This is a genomic window from Streptomyces sp. HUAS 31 (genome assembly GCF_028198125.1).
In the GTDB taxonomy this organism is placed as follows: domain Bacteria; phylum Actinomycetota; class Actinomycetes; order Streptomycetales; family Streptomycetaceae; genus Streptomyces; species Streptomyces chartreusis.
The window spans coordinates 1376141-1393006 of the sequence record NZ_CP116353.1 but is presented as its reverse complement, the minus strand read 5'-3'; the positions used below and the strand labels follow the sequence as shown (position 1 = coordinate 1393006).

The window sequence follows — 16866 nt, the reverse complement described above, 5'->3', positions numbered from 1 at the left end:
TTGTGACCACCCTTCTCACCACCCGTTCTGACTAACCTGCACGGGTGACCATCGAGTTGACGCTGCTGACGTCCGTCGCGCACCGGGGCAAGGAGATCACCGCGCCCCGGCTGCGCGGCCTGCTCGCGCTGCTGGCCGGGGAGCCGCGGGCGGGATGCGGCACCGGACGGCTCGTGGCCGGGCTGTGGCCGGACGAGCAGCCGGAGAACCCGACCAAGGCGCTGCAGATCCTGGTCTCCCGGGCCCGCTCCCTGCTGGGCGGCGAGGTCATCGCCGGCACCCCCACCGGCTACCGCATCGCCCTGCGCGAGGATCAGGTCGATGCCTGGGCCGTGCAGCTGCATGTCGCGGCGAGCACGGAGAAGGCGCGGGCCGGCGACCATCACGGCGCGGTCGCCGAGGCCGAGGCCGGGCTCGCCCTGTGGGACGCCGGCCCCGCGCAGGGCGGTCCCCTCGACCCCGTGACGGCCCTGCGCCTCGAACTCAACGCCGCACACACGGCGTTGACCCGACTGCGGGCGCTGTCGCTGGCCCGCTCCGGACGCCGGGAGGAGGCGGTGGGGCCACTGGGCGAGCTGGTGGACGCCCACCCGCTGGACGAGGAACAGCTGCTGGAGCTGATGCGCTGTCAGGCGGCCACCGCCGGAGCGGCCGCAGCGCTGACGTCGTACGACGACCACCGGCGTCGGCTGCGCGACGAGCTCGGTACGGATCCGGGCCCCGCCCTCCAGGAGCTGCACCAGGAACTGCTGCGCGGGCAGGCGCCGGCCGTGCGGCGCGGCGTGCCGCACGAGCCGAATCCGCTGCTCGGGCGGGACGCCGACATCGCCGCCGTGATGCGGCTGATCCACAGCTCCCGGGTCACCTCGATCGTCGGGCCGGGCGGGCTCGGCAAGACCCGTCTCGCCGGTGCCGTCGCCCGGGAGGCCGAGCACCGCGTCGTGCACCTGGTGCCGCTCGCCGGAGTCGGCCGCGACGTGGACGTGGCCGCCGAGGTCGCCTCGGCGCTCGGCGCCGGGGAGGGCCCGCGCGAGGCCGGACCGCTGGCCGGCATCGTCGGCGCCCTCGGTCCCGGGCCCGCGCTGCTCGTCCTGGACAACTGCGAGCAGGTCGTCTCCGGCGTCGCCGACCTCGCACGGGCCCTGGTGTCGATGACCCGGAACGTCAGCGTCCTCACCACCAGCCGCGCCCCGCTCGGACTGTCCTCCGAGGCCGTTCACCCTCTGCCCGAACTGGACGCGCGGACCACCGTCGAGCTGTTCGAACAGCGTGCCCGCGCCGCCCGGCCCGACGCCGAACTGCCCGCCGACGCCGTGGCCGCCCTGTGCCGCCGTCTCGACGGGCTGCCCCTCGCCACCGAGTTGGCCGCCGCCCGGGTGCGCGTGATGTCGGTCGCCGACATCGGGCGCCGCCTTGAGGACCGGTTCGCCCTGCTGCGCGGCGGACCGCGGGACGCCCCCCGGCGGCACCGCACCCTGCACGCCGTCGTCGACTGGAGCTGGAACCTCCTCGAGCCCGACGGGCGAGCCGCCCTGCGCGCCCTGTCGGTCCTCCCCGGCGGCTTCACCACCGAGGCCGCCGCACATCTCACCGGCAGCCACGACGTACTGGATGCGCTGGACGTCCTGGAGGACCTCGTCGACCAGTCCCTGCTCAAGGTCACCGACACCGCGAACGGCGCACGCTTCCGGATGCTGGAGACCGTGCGGGAGTTCGCCGCCGCCCATCGGGAGCGGGCCGGGGAGGAGGACCTGGTCGCGGACCGGTTCACGGGATGGGCGCGGGAGTTCGGGGTCACGCACCACGACGCGCCGTTCGGACCGGAGCCGGTCGCCTCCTGGCAGCTCATCCGTGCCGAGCAGGACAACCTCGTCCAGGCGCTGCGGCTCGCGCTCGCCCGCGACGACGCGGACACGGTCGCCGCCGTGGCCGCCGTACTGAGCTCCCTGTGGACCACCGAGGCCAACTACACGCGGCTGATGGCCCTGGCCGACGACACCGCCCCGCTGCTGGCCCGCCACCGGCCCGCGCCCGCGTACGTCGAGCCGACCCGTACCGCGCTCGCCCTGATGACCGCCACCCTCTTCCTCGCCCACGGAGCCGGTGCCGTGCGCCCGCTGGCCGGCCTGCGCAGGCTTCCCTCCGCGCCGCCCGACAGCCTGGTCCGGGCCGCGTCCACCGTGCTGTGCGCGCTGCCGGAGATCCTCGCCTCCGGTGACCGCAAGCCACTGGAGGCGCTCTGCTCCGGTGACGTGCCCCTGCTCGCGGGCGTCGCCAACTGCGTGGCGAGCTATCTGTGGGAGAGCGAGCACGACCCGGAACGGGCCCTGGAGGCCGCCCGCGGGATGCTCGACGCCTTCGCCGACCGGGACGTCCCGCTGCTGCGGTACTGGCCGCAGGCCCGGATCGGTGAGCTGTGCCTGCGCATGGAGCGCGGCGCGGAGGCGATCGGCCCCATGCGGAGCGCGATGACGGAGCTGGAGCACTTCGGCGAGGGACAGGACCCGGTCGGACTGAGCTGGGGGCTGATGCTCGCCCACCTCCAGAACGGCGACCTCGAAGCGGCCGAGCACTGGCTGGAACACGCCCTGCGGCACCAGCCCGAGGGCATGACCCCGGACGCGTACGCGCCCGACCTGGGCGCCCGCGGCGAGATCGCCCTCGCCCGGGGCGACATCGAGACCGGCCTCGGCCTGTGGCGCCGGGCCGTCGCCCGCATGGAACGCGCGGCGAGTCCCGTCCGTGGCGGTGAACCCCTGCTGGAGGGCTGGCGGCTGGAGTTGCAGGCCGTCGCCCTGACCGCCCACGCCCGGCACGGCCGCACCGACCTCGTGGCACCCCTCGCAGGCGCGCTCCCCGAGCGTCTGACGACCCTGCTGACCCGGCCTTCGATCGCCACACGCCCCACGACGGCCGACCTCCCGGTCCAGGGCGCGCTGCTGCTCGCCCTCGGCACCGCCGACCTGGCCGCCGGGGATCCCGTGCGCGGCGTACGGCTGATCGCGCTGGCGGACGGCTTCCGCTGCCTGCGCAACTTCCAGCCGACGATGTCCTCGGCCCGGGCCCGGCAGGACGCGGAGAACGCCGACCGGGCGGCGCACGCGGACGCGATGGCCGAGTACGCCGGCCTGGCCCCGGACGCGCTGCGCGAGGCCGCGCTCGGGCTGCTGGGGGAGCGGACCGGCTGAGGCTCCGGCCCGGCCGGGCTGCCGGGAACGGGCCGGCTGAGGCTCCGGCCCCACCCGCGTCGGCGCGGTCCGGTTCCGAACGCCCCGCCCATGCCGGCACGCTCAGAGCCGGACCGGCAGGCTCAGCAGGTGGAAGCCGTCGCCGGGCCAGTGGCCGAAGCGGACGTCGGCCCGGTCCACGGCCAGTGCCGGCGGCTGCCGTCGGACGAGCAGTTCGTCGAGGACGACGCCCGTCACGAGCCGGCCCAGCGCCGCGCCGATGCAGTAGTGCGGGCCGTGTCCGAACGCGAGATGGCCGTCGCCGCGCCCGAACTCCCGTGAGATGTCGAGCCGTTCGGGATCGTCGAACGCGGCGGGGTCGTGGTTCGCGCCGAACAGGGCGACCGTCACGGCCTCGCCCTTGCGCAGCGGGGAACCGGCGAACTCGAAGTCCTCGGTGGCGTACAGGGTGGCGCCGATGCGCACCAGAGTGACGTACCGCAGGAGTTCGGGCACGGCGCGGGCCGGCAGCTCAGGCTCGTCGTGCAGCCTCCGGAGCTGCTCGGGGTGGTCGAGCAGGGCGAGCAGGCCGTGGGCGAGGAACAGGGCGGGCGGGGTGATGCCGGTGTTGATGAGCAGGAAGAAGACGGTCACGATCTCGTCGTCGCTCATCCCACCGTCGGCCAGCAGGGCCGAGACCAGGTCGTCGGTGGGCTCGGCGCGGCGGCGGGCCACCAGGTCCCTGGTGTACTCCACGATGCCGGCCAGCCCCTCGGCGATCCGGCTGCCGTCGCCGTACGCGAAGTCCCGGATCCATTCGCACACCCGGTCCTGGTCGGCGGTGTCCACGCCGACCAGCTCGCAGATCACGGCCGTGCTCAGCGGGTACGCGAACTCAGCCAGCAGGTCGGTCTGTTCGCGCCCGGCGAGGCCGGCGATCAGCTCACGGGCGGTCCTCTCCACGAAGGGACGCAGCGCGGAGACACGGCGAGCGGTGAAGGCGCGGGTGAGGGGGTTGCGGCGCCGGGTGTGCTCGTCGCCGTCGAACAGCGCCAGGTGCCCGGACAGGTACTGGAGGTACTCCTCCGGGAAGCCCTCGACGCCCTGGGCCAGCAACTCGGCCTGCGGATCCGGCATGTCGGAGCCGCCGGGGACGGCGGAGCGGTCCCGGATCAGGCGCGGCTCGATGAGCGCGGCCCGCGCGTCCTCGTAGCGGGTGATCAGCCGCACGGGGGTGTCCAGGCCGGGAAGGACCGCGTGAGCGAGGCCGGCGCGCGAGCGCAGTTCGGCGTAGCCGCGGACGGGGTCCTCGACGAGCTCGGGAGTCAGCTGGAGGGAGGTGGCGTCCATGGCGTGTGCCTCTCTGGCTCCGGGGGTGCGTGTGACCAGAGCGTGCGGGCGGCCGCCTTCGGCGCGGTTTCAGGGCGGTTTCAGTGGAGGCGGCTGTCGTTTTCCCCGTGTACGGCGGTGCCCTGAACCGGACCGAGGTGTCGGCGCCGGCTCAGGGCACGGAGAGGGGCCGCTAGCGTCGGCCGTCGCCTACGGTGACGAAGCCCTTGGGACGCGCGCCGGTGAGGTTGTCGTAGACGACGTCACCGGTGGACTTCCGCCAGATCCTGATCCGGAAGGTGTCCGGGGCGTCGGTCGCGGTGACGCGGAAGCCGTACCCGGCGCTGCCGTTCACCTTGCCGGTGCCCTGGTAGACGGCCCGGGACCCGTTGACGACGAGCCAGTCGGAGCCGGTGGAGCGGAACTTCAGCCCTGCCCTGCCGAGATCGAAGTCGGCCTTTCCGGTGGGGACGGAGGCTCCCTTCGGGTAGGCGGCGGCGAAGGCGAAGACCGCCGTGCCGGTCAGGTCCGGCTCGGCGGGGTAGGCGCCGGCCGGCGAGGCGATCACGCCCGTGCCGAGCGCCGGGCCCGCCGTGCGGTCGAGGACGATCAGCTCGGGGAGGGTGACGCTGTCCGAGGCACCGTCGTCGTCCCTGACCGTGACCACCGGGCGGTGGATGCCGGCCTCGGTGTAGGTGTGCGCGGCCCGGCAGGTGCCGCCGCTCACGGTGCCGTCGGCGGGTGGTGTGCCGTCCTTCCAGTCGACACGGCAGGTGTGGGTGTCGCCGGTGCCGGGGTCGGTGAACTCCGCAGTGACCACGGTCCGCCTGCCGACGGACACCGGGGCCGTCGGCCCGCTCGCTCCGGTGATCACGGGCGCGGCGTCGGTGACCTCGACCTCGGCCGAGTCACTGCTGCGGCCGCCGGTCAGCGTGACCGTGTAGGTGCCGTCGTCCGTGCAGCTGAGGGAGGTCCTCGCCGCCCCTGCGTCGGCGAACGAGCAGGGCGCACCCTCCTCGACCGTCCACTGCGGGCTCCCCGCGCCGGAGACGGTGCCGGTCAGGGCGATCCGGTCGCCCTCCCGGCCCGTCGCGTCCGGCCCGGCGTGCACGACGGTGACCGGATCGACGCTCGTGAGAGTGGGCCTGACCTTCTTGATCAGCCCGTCGGCGCCGAACTCCAGCTTGTCCACGGTCGTTTCGCGATGGGTGCCGTCACCGCCGGGGAGCGCGAACCGGTGGTAGGCGATGTACCAGTCGTCGGTGTTCGGGACCTGGACGACCGAGTGATGGCCGGGGCCCTTGATGCCGAGCGACAGGTCCTTCTCCAGGATCACGCCGTGCTTGGTCCACGGGCCGGTGGGGGAGGGGCCGGTGGCGTAGGCGACCCGGTAGTTCTCGTCGCGGGTGTCGTTCTCCGACCACATGAAGTAGTAGGTGCCACCGCGCTTGATCACGAACGAGCCCTCGTTGTAGCCGCTCGGCGTGATGTCCTCGACCTTCGAGGTGTCGAGGGACGTCATGTCCGCGTTGAGCGGCGCGACGTAGGCGTGCCCGTTGCCCCAGTAGAGATACGACTGCCCGTCGTCGTCGGTGAAGACCGCCGGGTCGATCATCTGGCCGCTGAACTCCCCGGCCCTGAGCAGCGGTTGACCGAGCGCGTCCTTGAACGGACCCGTCGGCGAGTCCGACACCGCGACACCGATGTTGGCGTCGGCGCAGAAGTAGAAGTAGTACTTCCCGTCCTTCTCGGCGATCGTCGGGGCCCAGGCCCTGCTGTCCGCCCAGGACACGTCCGGACCCAGGTCGAGAATGACGCCGTGGTCCGTCCAGTGGACCAGGTCGGTGGACGAGTACGCCTTGAACTGCGTGCCGCTCCAGCCCTCGAAGCCGTCGGTCGTCGGGTACAGGTAGAAGGTGTCGCCGAAGCGGACGATGTTCGGGTCGGCGTTGAGACCCGGCAGGACCGGGCTCTTCATCACCAGCGCCGAGACCGTCCAGGTGCGCTTCGTGCCGTCGGAGCCCGTCACCTCGTACGTCACCGGCTCGCTGAAGTCCCGCACGCTGCCGGAGGCCGGGCTGATCGCCGCGCCGCGGGCGAGCGTGAACTCCGGTGCGAGGGAGGTGAGATCGGTGCCCTCCCGCATCGGCAGGGTGATCCTGCCGCCCGCGTTGTCGACGAGCGCGTCGACCTTCAGCGCCGGATGCGTCGCCCTGGCTATGCCGGCTGTGTTGCCGCTGAGCTCCATCACCTCGGCGGCGGTCAGTGCCCGGCCGTAGACGCGGAAGTCGTCGACCTCGCCGCCGAAGTACGGGTCGGCCGAGTACAGGGACCTGCCGATGTAGCCGGTGTGGTCCTTGCTCGCGTCGTACAGCTCGGACGGCTTGATGGTGGTCGTCGTGCGGGCCGCCTCGATGCCGTCGACGTAGAGGACCATCGCGCCGGTCGCGCCGTCCAGGGTGACGGTGACGTGCCGCCACTCGCCGGGCGTGAGCCGCGATCCGGCCGTCAGCTTCGACTCCGCCGACCAACTCGCCTTCGTGATGGCCGAGTAGAGGCTGGAGCCGCCGTTGGAAGGAGTGGCGAACAGATACCTGTCGCTGTCCGGACCGAGCCCGAACAGCCACTGGAAGTTGTTGCCGCCCTTCCACCTGGCGTACGTCGAGACGGTGACGCTGTCGGCGTTCCTCAGCACGCCGTTCGGGATCTTCACGTAGGGGGAGGCCGAGTCGCCGGACATCCTGAACGAGCCGCCCTTCACGCCGGTGCCGAAGTCGGGCGTACGGACGTAGGTGCCGTGCTGGCCGTGACCGCTGGAGTCACGGGCGATGCTGCCGCCCGTCTCGTCGAAGCCGTAGTGCAGAAGCAGGTCGGCGGGGACGTCGGGGCCCGCCTCCGACACCGTGACCTCGGCCCTGACCGGGATCGCGGCGCCGTCCGGCAGGCTGCCGGTCACGGTGAAGGTGCCGGCCTGCGCGTACTTCGACGCGGGGACGTCCTCCCAGGTCACCGCGACCGGGCGCGCGACGCCGTCGGCGTACGTCGCGATGACGGTGGCGGGCAGGACGGGCGCCCGGCCGACGCCGGTGCCCACCTCGACGTCCTCGACGCCCTGAACCAACTGGTCGGGCTGGTAGGCGCGCAGCAGACGGTCGTACTCGGCCTGGGTCACCGGCAGGACCGTGCCGTGACGGGGCCTGGCCGGGAGGTCGTAGCCGGTGGACGGGGTCCAGGTGCCGGAGGCGAGGTCGGTCGTCTCGAACGGGATGTAGCCGCGCCCGCCGAACTCGTCCAGGAACGCGTACCACTTGTCCTCGGTGTTCGACTTGAACACCAGCGGCCCCTCGGCCGCGCTCATCGCGCCCTTGCCGATGCCCTCGGCGACGGCGGTCCAGGACAGGTCCAGCAGGGAGTCGCTCTTCTCCTCGAAGATGAACTTGCTGTTGGGCGTGGAGGAGCTGTTGTTGCGCTCGTCCTTGGAGAGACGGAAGTACGTCCCGTCGTGCCGGATCACCGTCGAGTCGATGACGGAGTAGCCGCGGTCGATCCAGACCCTGGGCTCGCTGAAGGTGTAGAAGTCGCGGGTCGTCGCGTACATCATGCGGTTGTACGTGTCGCCGGAGTGCGCCTCGTCGTCGTACAGTTTCGACGCCCAGAAGACGACGTACTCGCCGCGCTCCGCGTCGTAGAACGCCTCCGGCGCCCAGGTGTTGCCCGCGCTGTCCGGGGAGACCTTCACCAGCCGCTGGTTCGTCCAGTGGACGAGGTCGGTGGACTCCCACACCATGACGGACTTGCTGCCGGTGCGCTGTGCGGCGTCCCAGTCACCGTTGCCGTAGATCCGCAGATCGGTGGCGATCTGGTAGAACTTGTCGCCCTCCGGGGAGCGGATGATGAACGGGTCGCGCAGGCCCTTCTCGCCGAGCGTGGACGTGAGGACCGGCTTGCCGTCGTTCAACTCCCGCCAGCGCAGTGGGTCGTTGCCCTTGCTCAGGGCTGCGTAGAGCTGCTCGCCGTCGGCGGTGCCCTCGCCGGTGAAGTAGCTGAACATGTAGCCCTTGAGGGCCTCGCTCTTCGGCAGTTCGGGCACCTCGGCGGTGAAGACGCGGGTCGTGCTCGCCGTGCCCTTGGTGACGGTGGCGGTCAGTTCGACGGTGGTGGCGCCTTCGCCGTGCGCGGGGCGGTGCGCCACGCCGTCGGCGGAGACGACGTCCGGCTCGGCGGAGGACCAGGTGACGGCGGTGCCGTACGCGCCGGTGGCCGGGAGGGTGAGGTTGCCGCGGACGTCGTCGAGGTTGCGGACGCCGAGCGCCGCGGCCGCCTGTTCGGTCGCCGTCCGGTCGTCGAAGTCGGGGAGCACCGTGACGTCGAATGCCTTGGTGTCGGTCACCGAGCCCTTCCTCAGGGTCGCCGTGAGCGTGACGTGGGCCTCGGGCCGGCCGGCGGCGGGACGGGTCACCTCGCCGGTGTCGGACACGACCGCCGGATCGTCGCTGGCCCAATCGATGAGGGAGCCGCCGGTGGTGCCGGTCCGCGGCAGGTCCAGGTCGGCGACGACCGCGCCGGTGTCACCGAGGCTCAGCGCGGCCTTGTCGTCGGCGACGCCCTGCGTGGCGACGGGGAGGGCGAGTTGCCCGACCTCGGCGGCGCCGAGCGCGCGGTCGTAGACCCGGAAGTCGCGGATGCGGCCCTTGAAGAGCTTGTCGCCGGAGTAGACCGACCTGCCGATGTAGTTGGCGGTGGTGGTGCCGGAGCCGATGGCGCCGGGCGTGATCGTGACGGCCGTGTTCCGCCCGACCTCGACGCCGTCCTCGTACAGCACGCCCGTGGTGCCCGTCTGGGTGTAGGTGAGGTGCTTCCACACCGAGCGGGTCAGGTTGTGGGAGTCGGCGGGCTTCGTGGTCTGCTCGGTCGACCAGTTGCCGGTCGCGATCGACGTCCGCAGGGAGTTGCCGGTGGTGAAGAGGTAGCCGTTGCCGTTGCTGCCGCTGGAGTTGCCGAAGCCGTAGATGAAGTACGGCGTGCTCTGGGCGGAGTCGACCATCACGTCCAGCGAGACGGAGATCGAGTCCATGCCCTTCAACACGTCGTTCGGCACCTTGAGGTAGGTGTCGGAGCCGTTGAAGGCGAGGCCCTGACCGGTGCCCGACCAGTCGGCGGCACCGCTCACCGTCGCGTCCCGGCCGTGGCCCGAGGCGTCGGCGACGGTGCTGCCGGAGACGGCGTCGAGCTGGTACCGCAGAGCGAGACCGTCGGTGATGTCCGCGGCGTCGGCCACTTCGCCGGCTCCGACGGATTCGGTGGCCCGTGCGGTGGGGGCGGGCGCGGCGAGCCCCAGCACCAACGACGCGACGGTCGGCCCGGCGAGCAGGCCCGCCAGACGTCTCGCGCGGACACGGACGCGTGCGATGTACGGCATGTCGAGTTCCCTGCTGACGCATGGCGGGGCCTCGGCCGTGGGCACCTGCCGTTTCGGCTGTGTGACGTCGTGTTGCGAGAGTGTCAAACGGGCCGTGGCACAGCGTCAAGGGTTTTCGAACAATGTCCGACGGGTCGAACGAGAATTTCCGGAGATCGCGGTCCGGGGAGCAAGAGCCCGTGCACAGGCACGAGTTGGGGAAGATCGGCTGCTCCGGTCCGGCGTCAGCGGTCGCGTTTCGAGCGCCGGGACTCCGTCAGTACCGGGAGCAGGGGCAGCAGGGAGAGGACGACGACCAGGGCGACCAGCGGCAGCAGGTAGGCGTCGATGCCGGGGACGGAGGCGCCGAGTGTGTAGCCGGCCAGGACCAGGGCCTGCGACCAGAGCAGACCGCCCACGATCTGCCAGACGGTGAAGGTCCGCACGGGTACACCGAGGGCGCCGGCCGCCGGGTGCAGCACCGTGCGCACCAGCGGGATGAAACGGCCGATCACCAGGGCCTTGCCGTAGCCGTAGCGGGCCAGGAGTTTCTCGGCGCGGGCCGCCGCGTCCCGGACCCGTCGTTTCGAGGTGCGGGCCAGCAGCGCCCGTCCGCCGTGCCGGCCCAGCAGATAGCCGATCTGACCGCCCACCACGGCGCCGACGGCCGCGCACAGCAGCACCTGCCACAGCACCAGCCGAGGCGCCTGGTCGGCGGTCGCCGCGCACAGCACGCCCGCCGGGAAGAGGAGCGTGTCACCGGGCAGGAAGAAGCCGACCACCAGCAGGCCCGACTCCGCGAGGATCACCACGAGGACCCCGAGGGCACCGAAGGTCGCCAGCACCGAGTCGCTGTCCATCGGGTTGACGGCGATCACCGCGATCACCTCCCGGCCGTCCTCGTCCCGCGCCCTGACTCCAGCATCCCGTGCGCGCGGCAGGGCTGCTCGCGCCGCCGCTCAGGCTCGTCCGTGCGCCTCCTGCGTGCGTCTCGACAGGGCGTCGATGACCACCGCGGCGAACAGCACCCCGCCCGTGATCATGAACTGGACGGCGGCGGGCGTGTCGGTGAGGGCCATGCCCGAGGCGATCGACTGGATCACCAGCATCCCGAGCACCGCCGACCACGTCGAACCGCGCCCGCCGAACAGGCTGGTGCCGCCGATGACGGCCGCCGCGATGGCGTTGAGCAGCAGCACCCCCGACCCCGAGGTCTGGCTCACCGAGGTGATGCGCGAGGCCAGGAACAGTCCGCCGATCGCGGCCATGGTGCCGGAGACCGCGAGTACGGCGGTCTGCACCCGCGTCACATGGAGGCTGGCACGCCGGGCCGCCTCGACGCCGCCGCCGAGGGCGTACACCTGGCGTCCGTAGTGCGTGCGGCGCAGCACGATGTCGAGGCCGGCCACCACCACGAGGAAGATCAGCAGGGCGAGCGGCAGACCCTGGAACCGGTTGAGCAGATAGGCGACGGCGAAGGCGATCACCGCGAGCCCGCCCGCGCGCACCCCGATGATCTGGAGCGAGCGATGCGGCATGCCGGCGGCCATCCGGCGTCGCCGGTCCAGGTACGACACCAGGAAGACGAGGCCCGTGGCGAGCGCGGCGAGCCCGTAGGCGACGGCCGCGTCGGTGAAGTAGTAGTTGGTCAGCTTCGCGACGAGCCCGTTCTCGTCGAGGTTGATGGTGCCGCTGCTGCCCAGGATGTAGAGCATCAAGCCGTTCCACGTGAGCAGCCCCGCGAGCGTGACGACGAACGCGGGCACCCGGGTTCTGGCGAAGGAGTAGCCCTGCACCGTGCCCGCGGCCGCGCCGGCCAGCACCCCGATGATCAGGGCGAGCCACTCGGGGACGCCGTTGTTGACGTTCAGCACGGCGAACACGGCCGCCGCGAGCCCGCTGATCGAGCCGACCGAGAGGTCGAGCTCGCCGAGCAGCAGCACGAACACGATGCCGACGGCGATCAGTCCGGTGCCGACGATGTCGACGCTGAGATTGGACAGGTTGCGCGGTGAGAGGAAGTTGGAGTTCAGGGACTGGAAGGTGATCCAGACGACCGCGAGGACGACGACGACCGGGAGCGAGCCCACCTCACCGGCCCGCAGCTTGCGCCGGGCGAAGGCGATCCAGCTCTCCAGGGCCCGCCCGGCGGCGGACCCGCGAGGCGTCTTGCGGGCCTCGGCGCCGGGCGCGTCGGGCGGGGCGGACTCGCCGGTCTCGGCCTGCGGGGTGTCCGCGATGTCGTGCGTCCCTTTCACCACGCCGCCTCCTCATGGGCCGGCCGGCGGGGCGTGCTCTCCGTCGCCCCGGTGATGGAGGAGATGATCTGTTCCTGCGAGACGGTGTTCACGTCGAAGAAGCCGTTGTTGCGGCCGAGCCGCAGCACGATGGCACGGTCCGCGAGCGCCTTGACGTCGCCCATGTTGTGGCTGATCAGCAGGACGCCCACGCCCCGGTCCCGCAGCTCGTCGACCAGGTCGAGGACCTCGGTGGTCTGCTGGAGTCCCAACGCCGCCGTCGGCTCGTCCAGCAGCAGGAGCCGTGGTTCGCCGAGGAGGGAGCGGGCGATGGCGACCGTCTGCCGCTGACCGCTGGACAGGGACACGACGGGCGCCCGAAGCTCGGGGACGCCCCTGGTCAGGCGCTCCAGCAGTTGCGCGGTGCGGCGCTCCATCTCCATCTCGTCGAGGAAGCCGTACCTGCGGATCTCCCGGCCCAGGAACAGATTGCCGACGACGTCGAGGTTCCCGCACAGCGCGAGGTCCTGGAAGACGGTGGCGATCCCGAGGTCCCGGGCGTCGTTGGGGCGCCGGATGTGGACGGGGCGGCCGTCCCAGGCGATGTCGCCCCGGTCCGCGGGCGCGACCCCCGAGATCACCTTGATCAGGGTCGACTTGCCGGCTCCGTTGTCACCCAGCAGCGCGACGACCTGGCCGGCGTGGATCTCCAGCTCGATGTCCATGAGGACCTCGACGGCGCCGTAGCGCTTGCACACGCCGTGCAGGGCCAGCAGGGGAGCGGGCACGGAACACCATCTCCTTCCCGTGGCCCGGACGGCTCCGGGCCGAGGTCAGGTCAACCCGGCCTTCTCGCAGGCGGCGACGAGATCGGGGACGCAGATCTGCCGGACCGTGTACACGCCGTCCTTCACCAGGACGTCTTTTATGTTGCCGACGGTCACGGAGACCGGGGTGAGCATCACCGCCGGAACCGTCTTGCCCTCGCTGGTGCGCACCTTGTCCTTGGCCACCCGGTCCAGGTTCTCCCCGCGGGCCGCGGCCACGGCCATCGCGGCGCCGGCGGCGGCCTCGGGCGGGAAGGGCTTGTAGACGGTCATGTACTGGTCGCCGCGGACGATGCGGCGCACGGCGGCGAGTTCCGCGTCCTGTCCCGTGACCGGGGGCAGCGGGTCCATTTTGTTCGACTTCATTGCGGAGATGCTCCCGGCGGCGAGGCTGTCGTTGGCGGCGTAGACGCCCTGGATGTTGCCGGCGCCGAGGGCGGCGATGGCGCCGGACATGTTCAGGTTGGCGGCCTCGGTCCGCCACTGGATGGTGTCGTACTCCTTGCCGATCTTCACCTGTCCCGACAGCACGGACAGCGCGCCCTCCTTGAACAGCACCGCGTTGGGGTCGCTGGGGTCGCCGTTCATCATCACGATCTCGGCCCCGGGCACCTCGTCGCCCATGGCCTTCAGCAGCGCCCGGCCCTGGAGACGGCCGACCTCCTGGCCGTCGAAGGAGACATGGCCCGCGATCGGGCCCTCGGAGAGGCGGTCGTAGGCGATGACGGGGATGCCGGCCTCCTCCGCCTTGCTGACCGAGGCGGCCAGGGCCCGGGAGTCCACCGCCACCAGCAGGATGGCGTCGACTCCCTCGGAGATCATGGAGTCCATCTGCTGCTGTTGCATCGCGACGTCGCCCTTGGCGTTGCCGTGCTCGATCGTGCACGTGCGGCACAGTTCGTGGATCTTCCTCTCCAGGAACGGCCGGTCCTGGGTCTCCCAGCGGGCCGTGGTCGAGTCCGGCAGCAGCACGCCGATCTTGGGCCCGTTCTCCGTGCCGGAGGCGCTCTGGCCGTCCGTCCCGCAGGCGGCGAGTCCGACGGCCGTGAGGATCGCGATCATGGAGAGGGCCGCGTTGCGTATGGAGGCCTTCATACGGGGGATCTCTCTGCCGAACATGGCGACACCTGGCCTTCTCACATGCCGACCACCTGGTCAGTGTGACACCGGGCGGGGCGATCGGCGAACGCAGCGAGGGCCCCTCGGCGGGCGGCGGACGGGGTGTCCCGGCGGCCGTGCGTGCGACGAGTCCAGGAGCGGCGAGCGAGCAGATATGTCCAGCTCATCCATATATGCGATTCTGGTGTTCGGGCGCCGAGCAGCGCTGGGAGTCGGGGTTGCCCGCGCTCCCTCGACACCTCCGGCAGGGACGGGAGGAAGGTTGCGGACATGCCTCATGACGGCCGTGCCCGGACCGGATTTCCGGTGCCGGAGGCATCCGAGGCCGGCGCCGCAGTCACCGGGTCACCGCCTACGGCGCCGCAGGCCGCCACGAGTGACCGCGCGCTGGTCTTCGCCGGAGCGGCACTGACCGGGCTCTACACGACCGGCGCGGGCGGCGACGAGCTCCAGCTGCTGGAATCGGCCGGCGGTGTCTCCCCCGAGTACCGGCTGCCGCAGCGGCTGTCCATGTCGGGCGGCTCGGCCGCCGCACACGCCTTCCGCACCGACCGGCCCCTCTGGCTCAACGCCGCCGCCCTCGCCTCCTACCCCGAGGGCGCGCCCACGCCGCCGCGGGCCAGGACCGCCTCGCTCGGCGCGCTGCCCCTGGGGTCCGACGGCACACGGCTGGGCTGCCTGGTCGTCGTGGGAGCCTCGGCGGACGGATTCGACGCCGGGCAACAGCGCTTCCTGGAGCGGTACGCCGACGCCGTCGCCTGCGTGCTGCGCACCGAGGAGGGCAGGCCGCCGGGCGCGTCCCCGCTGAGCCACGCGCTGCGCGGGATGCGCGTCGGCTCGTTCGTCCTGGTGCCCGACACCGGTCTGATCGAGGCCGACGAGGCGCTCCTGGAGCTGGTCGGCATCACCCCGGACGACTTCGACGGCAAGGCCGACACCTTGCTCGCGCACGCCCTCCCGGAGGACATCCCGGCGTTGATGTCCGTCCTGGAGCCGTCCCTGCACGCGCTGAGGCGACGGGAGCTGGAGTTCCGCGTCCGCCGCCTGACCGGCGAGGTGCGCTGGCTGAGTCTGAGCTGCCGGGTACTCGCGGGCACCGCCGACGAGCCCGGGCAACTGCTCGGCGTGGTCACGGCGACCCAGGTCAAGAGCCGCGGCGCCGACGACGTGTCCCGGATCCAGTGGCTGACCGCCGCCCTCGACGACGCCGTGACGGTCGGGGACGTCGGACGGGTCGCGCTCACCGCGCTGCGCGAACCCCTCGGCGCGGACCGGGTGGCACTCGCCGACGTACGCGACGACCGTCTGATGGTCACCCTGCTCGATCCGCCGGAGCCCGACGCCTGGCCCGAGTTGTGGCGTGCCCAGTGGCGCTCGGAGTGGCCCGACGCGCCGGTCAGCGCCCTGCCCACCCTCCAACTGGCCCTGCGGGACGGCCGGATGGACCTGTGGCCGGCGGGCACCGCCCTCGAATCCGGCCTCGCGGGCATCGGCCCCGGCGGCCTCGCCGTCCTGCCGCTGCCGGCCAAGGGCAGCGTCGCCGGGGTCTGCGTGGTCGGCTGGGACCGGCCGCACGAGTTCATCCCCGAGGAGCGGTCGCTGCTGACCGCCACCGCGGCGCTGGTCGGACAGGCCCTCAAGCGCGCGCACGCCCATGACGCCGAGCAGGAACTCGCGACGATGCTCCAGCGCAGCCTGCTGCCCCGGCGGCTGCCCGAACTGCCCGGCGGCATCGCCGTCGCCCGCTACCTGCCCGCCCGCCGGGGACTCCAGGTGGGCGGCGACTGGTACGACGTCATCGCACTGTCCGAGGACCGCGTCGCGCTCGTCATCGGCGACGTACAGGGGCACAGCGCCGGAGCCGCGACGATCATGGGGCAGATGCGCACCGCGGTCAGGGCGTACGCGGTGGAGGGCCACCCGCCCGACGTGGTCGTCTCCCACGCCAACCGCCTCCTCGTCGGCATGGAGACCGACCTCTTCGCCACCTGCTGCTACGTCGAACTGGACATGGAGGAGGGCACCACCCTCTTCGTCCGCGCCGGACACCTCTCACCGCTGCTGCGCCATCCCGACGGCGGCACCGAGGAGGTGCAGGTGGAGGGCGGGCCCCCGCTCGGGATCCTCGCCGACGCGGAGTTCCCGCTGACCGCCGTGGCGCTGACGCCGGGCACGGTGCTCGCCCTGGTCACCGACGGTCTGGTCGAGGCAGCCGACCTGCCCCTGGACGCCGGCATGGCACGGACCCGTGCCGCGCTCGCCGGCGCCGATCCCGTGGACCCTGCGCGGATGGCCGACACCCTGCTCGGCGACATCGGCCGGCGCGAGGACGACGTGGCGCTGCTGCTGCTGCGCTACGACGGCATGAGGACCAAGCCGATCCGGGCCGGCTGGGTGGTGTGGCGGCTGCCCGACGCCGTCATGCACGCCCGCCGTTTCACCGCGCGCACCCTGCGCCGCTGGAACGTCCAGGCGGCCGCCGACGCGGTGCTGCTCGTCGTGTCCGAACTGGTCACCAACGCCCTGGTGCACACACAGGGATCGGTACGCCTGGACCTGGTGCTGCGCGGCAACCGGGTCCGGGTCAGCGTGAGCGACTCCTCGCCGCGCGCACCCGCCAAGCCCGTGATCGTGGACTGGGAGTCGACCGGCGGCCGGGGCCTGCTGCTGGTCGAAGCCGTGTCGGACGCCAGCGGCACGGTCCCGGTGGCCGGCGGGAAGCAGGTGTGGAGCGAGATCGCGGTGCCGGCGAACGATCCCGTCACCGCGAACGCGACGTTGTGAACGGA

Annotated in this window: 8 protein-coding genes; 2 read left to right on the top strand and 6 right to left on the bottom strand. The window is 72.2% G+C overall.

Annotated elements, in window-relative coordinates; genetic code table 11:
* The first annotated feature begins 44 nt into the window (after positions 1-44).
* A complete protein-coding gene (locus PGH47_RS05895) occupies positions 45-3188 on the top strand; it encodes an ATP-binding protein (RefSeq protein ID WP_271662569.1) in 3144 nt (1047 codons plus the stop codon).
* A 102-nt stretch (positions 3189-3290) separates the two neighbouring features.
* Here PGH47_RS05895 and PGH47_RS05890 read toward each other — a convergent pair whose 3' ends face one another.
* The 6 genes from PGH47_RS05890 to PGH47_RS05865 all read right to left on the bottom strand — a co-directional run bounded on the left by PGH47_RS05890 (position 3291) and on the right by PGH47_RS05865 (position 14053).
* On the bottom strand, positions 3291-4517 hold the full coding sequence (locus tag PGH47_RS05890; RefSeq protein ID WP_271662568.1) for a cytochrome P450: 1227 nt from the start codon (positions 4515-4517) through the stop codon (positions 3291-3293).
* 172 nt (positions 4518-4689) lie between these two features.
* Positions 4690-9915, bottom strand: coding sequence for a family 43 glycosylhydrolase (locus PGH47_RS05885; RefSeq protein ID WP_271662567.1), 5226 nt, complete (start codon positions 9913-9915; stop codon positions 4690-4692).
* Between the two features lie 224 nt (positions 9916-10139).
* Complete coding sequence (locus tag PGH47_RS05880) at positions 10140-10772, bottom strand: DedA family protein (protein ID WP_107912269.1); 633 nt, start codon at positions 10770-10772, stop codon at positions 10140-10142.
* A gap of 81 nt (positions 10773-10853) precedes the next feature.
* Positions 10854-12155 carry a sugar ABC transporter permease gene (locus PGH47_RS05875; protein WP_443048472.1) on the bottom strand — a complete coding sequence of 434 codons (1302 nt, stop codon included), beginning with the start codon at positions 12153-12155 and terminating at the stop codon, positions 10854-10856.
* A complete protein-coding gene (locus PGH47_RS05870; RefSeq protein ID WP_271662566.1) occupies positions 12149-12919 on the bottom strand; it encodes an ATP-binding cassette domain-containing protein in 771 nt (256 codons plus the stop codon). The genes PGH47_RS05875 and PGH47_RS05870 overlap by 7 nt, the downstream gene beginning before the upstream one ends.
* Positions 12920-12964: 45 nt before the next feature.
* Positions 12965-14053, bottom strand: coding sequence for a substrate-binding domain-containing protein (locus PGH47_RS05865; protein WP_271667991.1), 1089 nt, complete (start codon positions 14051-14053; stop codon positions 12965-12967).
* Positions 14054-14347: 294 nt separating this feature from the next.
* On the opposite strand from PGH47_RS05865, the gene PGH47_RS05860 reads away from it, so the two are divergent.
* On the top strand, positions 14348-16861 hold the full coding sequence (locus tag PGH47_RS05860) for a SpoIIE family protein phosphatase (protein WP_271662565.1): 2514 nt from the start codon (positions 14348-14350) through the stop codon (positions 16859-16861).
* Positions 16862-16866: the final 5 nt, after the last annotated feature.